Source organism: Streptomyces sp. DSM 106670, from assembly GCF_055792845.1.
The window spans coordinates 366,121-378,111 of record NZ_CM147704.1; the positions used below are offsets into that span (position 1 = coordinate 366,121).

Here is an 11,991-nt window from a genome sequence, read left to right on the forward strand (position 1 = left end):
GGCCCGGTCAGCGCAGTGAGGGCCTGCGGTTCCCCTCGGCCGACGGAAGCGTGGCGGGGACGAGGGCCGCGATGAATTCCGTACGCCGGCGGAGCCGGAACCCGAGGGACTCGTAGAGCCGTACGGCCCCGGTGTTCGAGGCGGACGCATGCAGGAACGGCGTCTCGCCGCGCTCTCGGATGCCGTGTGCGACCGCCAGGACCAGCCGGCTCGCCAGCCCCTGCCCCCGTACGGACTCGTCCGTGCAGACGCCGCTGATCTCGGTCCAGCCCGGCGGGTGCAGCCGCTCCCCCGCCATCGCCACCAGCGCGCCGCCCCGGCGGATGCCCAGATAGGTGCCCAGCTCGACCGTGCGCGGCAGGAAGGGGCCGGGGCGGGTGCGGGCCACCAGATCCAGCATCTCCGGCACGTCCCGCGGGCCCAGCAGGACCGCCTCCGGGTCGGGTGCGGCCTCCACCGACACGTCGACCAGCTGAACGCCCTCGGCCCGGAAGGTGATCTCCCACTCCTCCGGCGGCTGCGCCTGGAACGCGGCCAGGGCGACGGAGCCGCCCGGCCCGGCGAGCGCCGCGACATCGGCCCAGTCCTGGGCGTCCGGGGCGTCCGGGAGCCCGATCCAGGGGGTGACGTCGACGGGGTAGCGCAGGATCCGCCCGTGGCTCTCGGCGAAGTGGGCGTGCGGACCGGTGAGCGAGGAGCGGGCGGGGTTGTCCAGCGGGTGGAGCCGGGATGGGGTGTGGGCCCGGGGCATGGTGGGGTTCTGGGGCATGGTCTTCCTCGTTCCGTCCTTCGCGTCGCACGGTTCCTCGGCGGCGGGCGCTCGGCGCCGGGCACGAGACGTCCGCCGACAGCGGAAAGCCGGTGGGTCCGACACGTATTCCGCGCGGGGCGTCTGTTCATGACACCGCAATCAACGGGGCGCGCGGTACGCCCGGTGCGCGCCCGCTCGGGCGAGGGTGCGCGCCCGCGCGGACGAGCGGCGAAATCGACTCATCCGTAGGCCAATACGCGCCTGTCCGGTCCCAACGACCGCCTGCCTGTGGCACTCTGGTGGCGACCGCCCCACCGGGCTCCCCCGTACCGGTGGGGCGGTTTCTGTGCACGCCTCCGGCTCGCGCCTTTCCCTGACGGCGCCTCAGAGCCGAACCCCGCCTGTTTTCGGCCAACTCGCGCCGTGTGGCCAGATCAACTCCCTCCGCCGCGCATGAGAGCCGTACCCCTGGGAAGGCGAACATGCCTCAGGGCCTACGAATCCAGGAACCAGGGAGCGTGAAGCGACATGACCGTGCACAGCGCGCAGACCGCGCGGACGGCCGGTACGGAGCGGGCGGGCGCCGCCGAGGAGCTTCCGTGGATCGAGGATGCCGGGAAGATCGCCCCGATGGACGCGCGGCGGCTCTCGCGTCTCTTCTTCGACCGCCTCCAGGTCCTGGAGGAGGGCACGCACGAGTACCAGTACGCGCGCAACACCCTCATCGAGATGAACCTCTCCCTCGTCCGCTTCGCCGCCAACCGCTTCCGCAACCGGGGCAGCGGCGACATGGAGGACATCGTCCAGGTCGGCACCATCGGGCTGATCAAGGCGATCGACCGCTTCGACCTCTCGCGGGAGGTCGAGTTCACATCGTTCGCCGTGCCGTACATCGTCGGGGAGATCAAGCGGTTCTTCCGTGACACGAGCTGGGCGGTGCATGTGCCGCGGCGCCTCCAGGAGCTGCGGGTCGATCTCGCGAAGGCGAAGGAGTCCCTGGCCGGCGACCTCGACCGGGACCCCACGGTGCAGGAGCTGGCGGAGGACCTGGGGATCGAGGAGTCCGAGGTCACGGAGGGAATCGTCGCCTCCAACGGCTATACGGCGGGCTCCCTGGACATGCCGACCGACACCGCGGAGTCCGGGCCCGGCCAGCACTCCGGGCGCACCTTCGCCGATGTGCTGGGCGAGCCGGACCCCGCCATGGAGACCGTGGAGAACCTGCACGCCCTCGCGCCCCTGCTGGGCGAACTGGACGAGCGGGAGCGCCGGATCATCGACATGCGCTTCGGGCAGGAGATGACCCAGGCGCAGATAGGCGCGGAGCTCGGGATCTCGCAGATGCATGTGTCCCGGCTGCTGAGCCGGATGCTGAGCAAGCTGCGGAGCGGGATGCTCACCCAGGAGTGACCTGGCCGGCGTCGGCCGACGATGGGGCGTTGCGGTTCTGACTGATGCATCAGTCAGAACCGCAACGCCCTTTTCTGATAACGGAAGCACTTCTGCTGGTGTTGAGGTTTTCTCAACACATGGCTACGGTGGTCGACCATGCAGCAGGACGAGGTGGCCGCACGGGTCCGACAGGTGATCGACGCGGCGGGTGTGAGCGCGCGCGAGTTCGCGCGGCGGATCGTCATCGATCCGTCGAAGCTGTCCCGTTCCCTGAACGGCACTCGTCGCTTCACCGCCGCCGAACTGGCCCGGATCGCGGACATCGGCGGCGTGGACGTCGGCCTGCTGATCGGTGCGGCGGACGCGGCCGGCTCGGCAGGCGGCACGGCGGCCGGTGCGGCATCAGCGGTGTCGCCCGCGCGTTCCCCGTCGGCCCCTCGCCCGGCGTCGCCCTCGCCCGAGGGCGGCAGGCCGCTGCAGATCGTGCGCGAGACCGTCCGGCTGATCGCCGAGCGCGGGTTCCATGCCGTGCGGGTCGCGGACATCGCCGCGGCCTGCCACACCAGCACGGCCGCGATCCACTACCACTTCCCCGGCCGTGACGAGCTGCTCGAAGCGGCGGTCCGCTGGTGCATGGACGAGGACACCCGTCGCCGTGCCGACGCCACGGCCGGTACCCGGCACGCCGGGGACGAGCTGCGCCTGCTGATCGAGCTCCAGACGCCCCGCACCGAGCAGCAACGGCGGCAGTGGTGCGTCTGGCTCGACCTCTGGGCCGAGGCCGCCCGGTCCACCACGGTCGGACGGCTCCACGGGGAGTACTACCGCCAGTGGCGCGGGACGGTCGCGGAGGTGATCCGTCGCGGTGTCGAGCAGGGCGTGTTCCGTCCGGTCGACGTGGACGGCGCGGCCCTCGCCCTCACCGCGCTGATCGACGGCCTGGCCTCCCAGGTCCTGGCCGCCGAGCCCGGCTCCCCGGGCACCGGCGCCCAGTCCATGCACGACGCGCTGACCGCCCACGTGGACGCCTGCCTGACCGCACCCGCCCCCGGCCACTGACTCCACACCTCGCACCCCTCGCAACCCGTAGTTCCCCGAACTCCCCGAACTCCCCGAACTCCCCGAACTCCCCGAGAGGAGACGTTTTCGTATGCCCGTGAACCAGGACGTCATCATCACCTGCGCCCTCACCGGAGCCGGCGACACCGTCGGCCGCAGCCCCCATGTCCCGGTGACGCCCGCGCAGATCGCCGCCTCCGCCGTCGAGGCCGCCGGCGCCGGGGCGGCCGTGGTCCACATCCACGTCCGCGAGCCGGAGACCGGCGCGCCCTCCCGCGATCCCCGCCTCTACCGGGAGGTCGTGGAGCGGATCCGGGAGACCGGCACCGATGTGGTCATCAACCTGACCGCCGGAATGGGCGGTGACCTCGTCATCGACCCGGAGGCCCCACTCCGTCAGCTGCCGGGCACCGACCTGGTCGGCGGCCTCGACCGGCTGCCCCACGTCGAGGATCTGCTGCCGGACATCTGCACCCTGGACTGCGGTTCGCTCAACTTCGGCGACGGCAGCAACCTCTACGTCTCCACCCCCGACATGCTGCGCACCGGCGCGAAGCGCATCCAGGAACTCGGGGTCCGGCCCGAGCTGGAGATCTTCGACACCGGTCAGCTGTGGTTCGCCAAGCAGCTCCTCGCCGAGGGGCTGCTCGACGACCCCACGGTCTTCCAGCTCTGCATGGGCATTCCGTGGGGCGCGCCCGCCGACCCGGGCGTCCTCCAGGCGATGGTCACCATGCTTCCGCAGGGCGCCCAGTGGGCGAGCTTCGCGCTCGGCCGGATGCAGATGCCCTGGGTCGCCCAGTCGATCCTGCTCGGCGGACACGTCCGGGTCGGTCTGGAGGACAACCTCTATCTGGGCAAGGGCGTCAAGGCCACCAACGGCCAGTTGGTGGAGCGCGCCGTGCGGATCACCGAATCGCTGGGTTCCCGGGTCGCCACGCCCGACGAGGCACGCGAAAAGCTCGGCCTGCGCCCGCGCGCCTGATCGCCCACCCCCGTTCCACTCCCCCCTCCCCCTCTCTCCCCTCTCTCCCCTCTCTCCCCCCACCTTCCTGGAGTGCTGCCCGTGACTGTCACCCCCTCCCCTGCCCCCGCCGACGGCCCCGCCGCCCCCTGCGCCCCGGAGGACATACGCCGTGTGGCGTGCGTCGGGGCCGGGGTGATCGGCGGTGGCTGGGCGGCCCATTTCCTCGCCCGTGGTTACGACGTCACCGCCTGGGACCCGGCCCCCGACGCGGCCGACCGGCTGCGCCGGCTCGTCGCCGCCGCCTGGCCCGCGCTGGAACAGCTCGGCCTGGCCGACGGAGCGTCGCAGGACCGGCTGACCGTCACCGCCACCCTCGAAGAGGCCGTGGCCGAAGCCCAGTTCGTCCAGGAGAGCGCCCCGGAGAAGCTGGATCTGAAGCGTGATCTGCTGGCCCGGCTGGACGCCGCCGCTCCCGCCGGTACGGTGATCGCCTCGTCGACCTCCGGCTATCCGATGACCGACATGCAGACGGAGGCAGCCGACCCCGGGCGGCTCGTCGTCGGGCATCCTTTCAACCCGCCCTACCTCATCCCGCTGGTCGAGGTCGTCGGCGGTGACCGGACCACGCCCGCCGCGGTCGACTGGGCCTCGCGCTTCTACGCCGTCGCGGGCAAGTCCGTGATCACCATGGACCGCGAGGTGCCCGGCTTCATAGCCAACCGGCTCCAGGAGGCCCTGTGGCGCGAGGCCCTGCACATGGTCGCCAACGGAGAGGCGACCGTACAGGAGATAGACGCGTCGATCACCGAGGGACCGGGCCTCCGCTGGGCCGTGATGGGTCCGATGCTCACGTTCGCGCTCGCGGGCGGCGAGGGCGGGATGGCCCATATGCTCGACCACTTCGGCCCGTCGCTGAAGTCGCCCTGGACCCGGCTCGAAGCACCCGAACTGGACCGTGCCCTGTACGAGGCGGTGGTGGCCGGCTGCGAGGAGGCCGCGGACGGCCGGAGCATCGCCGATCTGGTGGCCGAGCGGGACCGCGGCGTCATCGACGTGCTGCGGGCCACGGGCCGGCTGCCCCGGTCCGCCGAGGAGGCGGCGACCCGATGAGCGAGCACACCCGTTCCGAGGACACCGACCACGTGGACACCCATCCCGAGGACAACACCGTGCGGGACACCACCACCGGCCTTCCCCTCTCCCGCAGCACCGTCCGGCCCGAGTGGATCGACTACAACGGCCATATGAGCGAGGCGTTCTACGTCCTCGTCTTCGGGTACGCCACCGACGCGATGATGATCGAGACCGGTCTGCACGCCGGGTACCGGGAGAGCACCGGCTGCTCGCTCTACACCGTCGAGTCGCATCTGCGCTATCTCCGCGACGTGGCCGAGGGCGCCCATCTCGTCATCCGCACCCGCCTGTTGGGGGCAGACGCGAAGAAGGCGCGCTTCTGCCACGAGCTGTACGTGGTCGACGCGCCGGACGGCGTACCGGAGCCGGAGGCCGTCCCGGTGGCGACGAGCGAGCTGCTGGCGCTCCACGTGGACCAACGGGCCGGCCGCACCGCCCCGTTCCCGGATTCCGTACGGGAACGGCTGACCGCGCTCGTCGAGCCGGCGCCCGAGTGGGCGGGCCGCTCGATCGCCGAGGTGCCGGCGGCCCGCTGAGCGGGCGGCGGTTCCGGGGCCCGGCATGGCGGCCCCGTTGCCGCCGTGTTGCGGGGGATGACGGGCCGTTGCGGGTTCGTGGCCAAGCGGGCGACACGCTTCCGAGGGTGCGGAGCGCGTCCTACGGTCCGTATTCAGCCCGTCACCACCCCCGTGCGAGGTACCACATGAGCCAGCCCCTCGACTCCGTCACCGCAGGCCACACCCCCGAGGACCAGAACCGGCAGGACCCCGGCGCCGCCTGGTCGTTCGAGACCAAGCAGATCCACTCCGGCGCCGCCCCGGACCCGACGACCGGCGCCCGCGCGGTGCCGATCTACCAGTCGACGTCCTTCGTCTTCCGCGACACGAAGCACGCGGCCGACGTGTTCTCGCTGGCCGAGCCCGGCAACATCTACACCCGCATCCACAACCCCACCCAGGACGTCCTGGAGCAGCGCATCGCCGCTCTGGAGGGCGGGGTCGCCGCCGTCGCGCTGGCCTCGGGGCAGGCCGCCGAGACGCTGGCGATCCTGACGCTGGCCGGGGCCGGGGACCACATCGTCTCCTCCCCCTCGCTGTACGGCGGCACGTACAACCTCTTCCGCCACACGCTTCCCCGCTTCGGCATCGAGGTGACGTTCGTCGAGGACCCGGAGGACCTGGAGTCGTGGCGGGCCGCCGTCCGGCCCAACACGAAGGCGTTCTTCGCCGAGACGCTCGGCAATCCGCGCGGCGACGTGCTGGACGTCAGGGCCGTCGCGGACACCGCGCACGAGGCCGGGGTGCCGCTGATCGTCGACAACACCGTGCCGACGCCCTTCCTGCTGCGGCCGATCGAGCACGGTGCGGACATCGTGGTCCACTCGGCGACCAAGTTCCTCGGCGGACACGGCACGACGATCGGCGGCGTGGTCGTGGACGCCGGCACGTTCGACTTCGGGGCGCACGCCGAACGCTTCCCCGACTTCCAGGAGCCCGACCCGAGCTACCACGGACTGCGCTACTGGCCCGACCTGGGCCCGAGCGCGTTCGCGGTGAAGCTCCGGGTGCAGCTGCTGCGCGACCTGGGCCCCGCCCTCGCTCCGCACTCGGCGTTCCTGCTGCTCCAGGGCATCGAGACGCTCAGCCTCCGGCTGGAGCGGCACACCTCCAACGCGCTGGAGCTCGCCCGCTGGCTGGAGCGGCGCGACGAGGTGGAGACCGTCCACTACGCGGGTCTGGAGTCGAACCGCTGGTACGAGGCCGGGCAGCGCTATCTGCCGCGCGGGGCCGGGGCCGTGCTGGCCTTCGAGCTGACGGGCGGGGCCGAGGCGGGCCGGCAGTTCGTGGACGCCGTCGGGCTGTTCAGCCACCTCGCCAACATCGGTGACGTACGGAGCCTGATCATCCACCCGGCCTCCACCACCCACAGTCAGCTCACCGAGGAGCAGCTCGTCGCCACCGGCGCCACGCCCGGGCTGGTGCGGCTCTCGGTGGGGCTGGAGAACGTGGACGACCTCAAGGCGGATCTGGAGGCGGGGTTCCGGGCCGCGAAGGCGGCGTCCTGAACCGGACGGCCGCGCACCGCGCACTCCCCCTCGCGCCGGCCTCCGGCGGCCGGCGCGAGGGGGACCCGCCCGGTCGTCGCCGCTGGGCGGCGATCGAGGATCCGCTGCCCCTGGAGTCCGGAGTCCGGCTGCCGGGGGTGCGCCTGGCCTACGAGACCTGGGGGCAGCGGGCGGCGGACGGCTCCAACGCCGTGCTGGTGCTGCACGCGCTGACCGGCGACAGCCATGTCGCCGGGCCCGCGGGGCCGGGCCACCCGACGCCCGGCTGGTGGGACGCGCTGGTCGGTCCGGGCCGGGCGCTCGACACCGACCGCTGGTTCGTCGTCGCGCCCAATGTCCTGGGCGGCTGCCAGGGCAGCACCGGCCCGTCCTCCCTCGGGCCCGACGGCACACCGTGGGGGTCCCTCTTCCCGTATCTGAGCGTGCGGGACCAGGTGACGGCGGAGGCGGCGCTCGCCGATGCGCTGGGCATCGACCGGTGGGCGGCCGTCGTCGGCGGGTCGATGGGCGGCATGCGGGCCCTGGAGTGGGCGGTGAGCAGGCCCGAGCGGACCGGTTCGCTGCTCGTCCTCGCCGCCCCGGCCGCCGCGTCCGCCGATCAGATCGCCTGGGGTTCGGTGCAGATCGCCGCGATCCGCTCCGACCCGGGGTGGCGGGGCGGCGACTACCACCGGGCGTCCCCGGGCGACGGACCGCACCGGGGCCTCGGGCAGGCGCGCCGCATCGCCCACATCACCTACCGCGGCGAACCCGAGCTCAACGCCCGCTTCGGCGGCCGGGCGCAGCCCGGGGAGGAGCCGGCGCACGGCGGCCGCTACCGGGTGGAGTCCTATCTCGACCACCACGCGGACAAGCTGGTCCGCCGGTTCGACGCGGGGAGCTATGTGACGCTCACCGAGGCGATGAACGGGCACGACGTCGGCCGGGGCCGGGGCGGGATCGCCCGTGCGCTGCGCCGGGCGGACATGCCCGCCCTGGTCGCGGGGGTGGACTCGGACCGGCTGTACCCCCTGACGCAGCAGGAGCGGCTGGCGGCACTGCTGCCGGGGGCGGACGCGTCGCGCACCATCGTCTCGCCCTGCGGGCACGACGGTTTCCTCATCGAGACGGAGCAGGTGGGCGCGCTCGTACGGGAGTTGCTCGCGCCGCTCCCGCAACCTCGTACCGTCCCCGCCTCCGACCCCGACCCCGTCCCCACCCCCACGTCACCCCTGACCTGACCCACGAGGAGTTTCCATGAGCCCGGTGCCGACCGAGGACGCCTATGACCGGATACGGATGCGGCAGTGGTCCCGGGGCCGGGCGCGCTCCGCCGGGATCGAGCGCCGCGATCTGCTGAAGCTGGTCGCGGCCGCGTCCGCCGCCGTACCGCTCGCCTCGGTCGCCGCACCGGCGCGGGCGGCCGACGGGCTGCCCGGGGTGGTCAAGCCGCTGCCGCCGGAGCTGTTCACGCTGCGCGGCACCAACGCGGAGACGAACTTCGACGCCCTGCGGGACACCGGGCTGCTGACCCCGGCCGACCGGTTCTTCGTCCGCAATCACACCGCCACCCCGCGCATCGACCGGGCCGACTGGAAGCTGACGGTGTGGGGCGACGGGCTGCGCGGCGGCCCGGTCGACTTCACGTTCGCGGATCTGCTGGCCCTGCCCTCGGTGACCCGGACCGCGTTCGTGGAGTGCGCGGGCAACGGGCGCAGCTACTTCACCTCGCAGCAGGGCCAGGCGGTCAGCGGCACCGCGTGGACGCTCGGGGCGATCGGGACGGCGCGCTGGCGCGGGGTGCGGCTGGCGGACGTGCTGCGCCGGGCGGGAATCGGGCGGCACGCGGTGGACGTCCTGCCGCGCGGCCTGGACGCGGAGGTCGTCACCGACGGGGTGAACCTGGGGCGGGTGCGCCGTCCGCTGCCCGTGGCGAAGGCGCTGGACGACGTCCTGCTCGCGTACGGGATGAACGGCGAGCCGCTGCCGCCCGACCACGGCCACCCGGTCCGGCTGATCGTGCCGTCGTGGGTGGGCATCGCCAACATCAAGTGGGTCGGCGACATCGAGGTGAGCGCCGAGCCGCTGCTCACGCCGTGGAACACGGGCCTCTACCGGCTGTTCGGTCCCGGGTATCCGCCCGAGGGCAGCGCGCCGCTGACCCGGCAGACGCTGAAGAGCGCCTTCGAGCTGGCCCCCGGGGCCTCGTTCCGCGCCCACCGGCGTGCGCTGCTGACCGGGCGTTCCTGGTCGGGCGGGGCTCCCGTGCGGGCCGTGGAGATCAGCACCGACGGCGGTACGCACTGGCGGACGGCCCGGCTGCGGGACGAGCCGAGGGCCGGGAGCTGGGTGCGCTGGACGGCGGACTGGGTGCCGAGGGAGCGGGGTCCTGCCGTGCTGCTGGCGCGGGCGACGGACCGTTCGGGGCGCAGGCAGCCGGTGGCCACCGCGCACAACACCCAGGGCTATCTGTTCGACGCGGTGGTGCGGCACCCGGTGACGGTGGTCTGAGTCCCGTCACGCCGCCGGGCGGGCTCCCGCCAGTACGGCCGTGTGGACGGCGCGGGCGATCCGCGCGCCCCAGGTGGAGCGGGGTCCGGCGAAGGGTTCACCCCCGTCGGGCCCCGGTTCGGGGGCGGCGACGCACACGGCGTCGGTGGGGGTGCCCGAGCAGTCGAGTCCGGCGTCCAGGAGTGCCTGGACCTTGGCCTCGGTGACGGTGGCGACGGCGTTGACGAGAGCGGCGTCGGAGAGCGCGACCGGAAGGGTGACGACGATGTTGACCGTGCCGGGCCGGAACGAGGAGGCCCGGCCGTCGTCGGGGGCCGCCGCCCAGCCCCGTACACCGAGACCCGCCGTGACGGTCGCCGTGACACCGCCGTCGTGGCCGGTCGTGTAAGCGGCGACGTCGGCGGCGGTCATCAGGCCGGCGCCCGGGCCGGTGAGCCCCTCCGCCGCGGCGATCTCGGCGAGATGGCGGTCCGGGTCGAGGCGCGGGTAGCCGCCGGGGACCTGGGCGTTGAGGATCCAGGCCCGGGGGCCGATGCCGCCGCCGAGGACCGCGCTGCTGCAGACCCGGACACCGGGCCCCAGCCGCCAGAGGAGGTGGTGGAGGCGGTGCCCGTCCTCGTGCCGGTCGCGCAGTTCGCCGCGTTGCGCGGGCAGCCGGACGCGTACGGAGGAGATGGCGCACCCCTGGTGGCTCGGCGGGTCGGCTGGTTCGGCAGGTCGGCGGTGGTCCGTCGTACGGCCGCCACGGTCCGCCGATCATATGCGGGACCTGCGCCCTCACCCGTTTGGCCTAACAGCTTTCGGGGCGGCCCGGCACCGCCGCACGGGGCCAAGGCCCCGCACCGGGCCTTCGGGGACCTAGATCCGGGCAAGCGGGCGGTTGCAGCGTGCATGCGGGTGAGGCGCGATGGAATCCGGACGCGCCACCTCCGGTGGAGCCAACCACAGGGCGTGCCCGAGAGGAGGAATCGGTTATGGGAGCCGCTGACGGTTTCACGGATTCCGGAGAACTCGACGGTCTGACCGTGTACGACAACGACGGCGAGAAGGTCGGCAGTGTGGGCCGGGTGTACGTCGACGACGACACCGGCAAGCCCGACTGGGTCACGGTCAAGACCGGTCTGTTCGGCATGAAGGAGAGCTTCGTCCCGCTCGCCGGAGCCCGTCGAGTGGGCTCCGACCTGCACGTCGCCCATCCGAAGGACAGCGTCAAGGACGCGCCGCGGGTGGACGCGGACGCGCACCTCTCCGTCGCGGAGGAGGAAGAGCTGTACCGGCACTACGGCCTGACCAGGAAGTCCGGCAACCTCGGCGACAACCGGTCGGCCGGCATGGACGCGCCGACCACCGCCGGGACCGGGGCGATGGGCGCGGCCGGTGCCGCGGGTGCGGCAGGCGCGGCCGGAACGGCCCCCGGAGCCAAGGCGACCGGGAAGGCGACCACGACCGGGACGAGCGCCGGGATGGCCGGCGCGGGAACGACAGGAGCTGCGGGCATGGCAGGAGCAGGCAGCGGTACGGGCAGGCACCGCGACACGGAGGCTTCCGCCACGGAACGCCCGCTGGCGGGCGCCGGAGCGGGCACGTCCCGGGCGGCCGACATGAGCGGCAAGGAGGAGATGATCCGCTCCGAGGAGCAGCTGCACGTCGGCAAGGAGGAGTACGAGAGCGGCAGGGCGCGGCTGCACAAGTACGTGGTGACCGAGGAGGTCACCCGGACCGTGCCCGTGTCCCACGAAGAGGTCCGCGTGGTCCGCGAACCGCTCCAGCCCGGCGAGAAGACCGTCGGGACGACGGACCTCGGTGAGCAGGACGTCGAGGTCACCCTGCACGCGGAGCGCGCCACCGTGCGCAAGGAGGCCGTGCCGGTGGAACGGGTCCGGCTGGAGACCAACCGGGTCACCGAGCAGAAGGAAGTCTCCGCCGAGATCCGCAAGGAGAAGATCGACTACGCGGACGGCAAGGACATGGGCACCGGCAAGGACGCCGGTGGCGAGTTCGGCCAGGGGCGACGCCGCTGACCAGCACCTCCTCAGGTGGCCATACGGCCGCTCCCACGTCCTCGGCCGCCGGGCGGACTCGTACACGGGTCCGCCCGGCGGGCTGTCCGGGGGCGTTTCCGCTGCCGCCCGG

10 protein-coding genes and 1 pseudogene are annotated in these 11,991 nt (G+C 73.0%); 9 read left to right on the plus strand and 2 right to left on the minus strand.

Features of this window, described 5'->3' with window-relative positions:
• Window positions 1–7: 7 nt before the first annotated feature.
• Complete coding sequence (locus ACSMXR_RS01530) at window positions 8–769, minus strand: GNAT family N-acetyltransferase (RefSeq protein WP_473171031.1); 762 nt, start codon at window positions 767–769, stop codon at window positions 8–10.
• Window positions 770–1,279: 510 nt separating this feature from the next.
• Here ACSMXR_RS01530 and ACSMXR_RS01535 point away from each other — a divergent pair.
• The 8 genes from ACSMXR_RS01535 to ACSMXR_RS01570 all read left to right on the plus strand — a co-directional run bounded on the left by ACSMXR_RS01535 (window position 1,280) and on the right by ACSMXR_RS01570 (window position 9,858).
• Window positions 1,280–2,161 carry an RNA polymerase sigma factor SigF gene (locus ACSMXR_RS01535; protein ID WP_473171032.1) on the plus strand — a complete coding sequence of 294 codons (882 nt, stop codon included), beginning with the start codon at window positions 1,280–1,282 and terminating at the stop codon, window positions 2,159–2,161.
• 138 nt (window positions 2,162–2,299) lie between these two features.
• The gene (locus tag ACSMXR_RS01540) at window positions 2,300–3,202 is read left to right on the plus strand and encodes a TetR/AcrR family transcriptional regulator (RefSeq protein WP_473171033.1); all 903 of its coding nucleotides are present in this window, start codon (window positions 2,300–2,302) and stop codon (window positions 3,200–3,202) included.
• Between the two features lie 91 nt (window positions 3,203–3,293).
• A complete protein-coding gene (locus ACSMXR_RS01545; RefSeq protein ID WP_030082469.1) occupies window positions 3,294–4,187 on the plus strand; it encodes a beta-keto acid cleavage family enzyme in 894 nt (297 codons plus the stop codon).
• Between the two features lie 81 nt (window positions 4,188–4,268).
• Window positions 4,269–5,279 (plus strand): 3-hydroxyacyl-CoA dehydrogenase NAD-binding domain-containing protein, encoded by a 1,011-nt coding sequence (locus ACSMXR_RS01550; RefSeq protein WP_473171034.1) that lies wholly within the window; start codon window positions 4,269–4,271, stop codon window positions 5,277–5,279.
• A complete protein-coding gene (locus ACSMXR_RS01555) occupies window positions 5,276–5,839 on the plus strand; it encodes a thioesterase family protein (RefSeq protein WP_473171035.1) in 564 nt (187 codons plus the stop codon). The genes ACSMXR_RS01550 and ACSMXR_RS01555 overlap by 4 nt, the downstream gene beginning before the upstream one ends.
• Before the next feature lie 167 nt (window positions 5,840–6,006).
• Window positions 6,007–7,368 carry a bifunctional o-acetylhomoserine/o-acetylserine sulfhydrylase gene (locus ACSMXR_RS01560; protein ID WP_137230923.1) on the plus strand — a complete coding sequence of 454 codons (1,362 nt, stop codon included), beginning with the start codon at window positions 6,007–6,009 and terminating at the stop codon, window positions 7,366–7,368.
• The gene (gene metX / locus ACSMXR_RS01565; RefSeq protein ID WP_381796343.1) at window positions 7,365–8,588 is read left to right on the plus strand and encodes a homoserine O-acetyltransferase MetX; all 1,224 of its coding nucleotides are present in this window, start codon (window positions 7,365–7,367) and stop codon (window positions 8,586–8,588) included. Before ACSMXR_RS01560 ends, metX begins: the two co-directional genes overlap by 4 nt.
• A 16-nt stretch (window positions 8,589–8,604) precedes the next feature.
• Window positions 8,605–9,858, plus strand: coding sequence for a sulfite oxidase (locus ACSMXR_RS01570; protein ID WP_137230919.1), 1,254 nt, complete (start codon window positions 8,605–8,607; stop codon window positions 9,856–9,858).
• Between the two features lie 6 nt (window positions 9,859–9,864).
• Here the strand turns inward: ACSMXR_RS01570 and ACSMXR_RS01575 are convergent.
• Window positions 9,865–10,604, minus strand: a pseudogene (locus ACSMXR_RS01575) (adenosylcobinamide amidohydrolase).
• Between the two features lie 228 nt (window positions 10,605–10,832).
• Between ACSMXR_RS01575 and ACSMXR_RS01580 the strand changes: the two are divergent.
• On the plus strand, window positions 10,833–11,879 hold the full coding sequence (locus ACSMXR_RS01580; protein ID WP_473171036.1) for a PRC and DUF2382 domain-containing protein: 1,047 nt from the start codon (window positions 10,833–10,835) through the stop codon (window positions 11,877–11,879).
• Window positions 11,880–11,991: the final 112 nt, after the last annotated feature.

Excerpts from the sequence above, each read along its gene's own strand:
- ACSMXR_RS01530 (WP_473171031.1), bottom strand. The coding sequence starts at position 769 with ATGCCCCAGAACCCCACCATGCCCCGGGCCCACACCCCATCCCGGCTC.
- ACSMXR_RS01535 (WP_473171032.1), top strand. The coding sequence starts at position 1,280 with ATGACCGTGCACAGCGCGCAGACCGCGCGGACGGCCGGTACGGAGCGG.
- ACSMXR_RS01540 (WP_473171033.1), top strand. The coding sequence starts at position 2,300 with ATGCAGCAGGACGAGGTGGCCGCACGGGTCCGACAGGTGATCGACGCG.
- ACSMXR_RS01545 (WP_030082469.1), top strand. The coding sequence starts at position 3,294 with ATGCCCGTGAACCAGGACGTCATCATCACCTGCGCCCTCACCGGAGCC.
- ACSMXR_RS01555 (WP_473171035.1), top strand. The coding sequence starts at position 5,276 with ATGAGCGAGCACACCCGTTCCGAGGACACCGACCACGTGGACACCCAT.
- ACSMXR_RS01560 (WP_137230923.1), top strand. The coding sequence starts at position 6,007 with ATGAGCCAGCCCCTCGACTCCGTCACCGCAGGCCACACCCCCGAGGAC.
- ACSMXR_RS01570 (WP_137230919.1), top strand. The coding sequence starts at position 8,605 with ATGAGCCCGGTGCCGACCGAGGACGCCTATGACCGGATACGGATGCGG.
- ACSMXR_RS01580 (WP_473171036.1), top strand. The coding sequence starts at position 10,833 with ATGGGAGCCGCTGACGGTTTCACGGATTCCGGAGAACTCGACGGTCTG.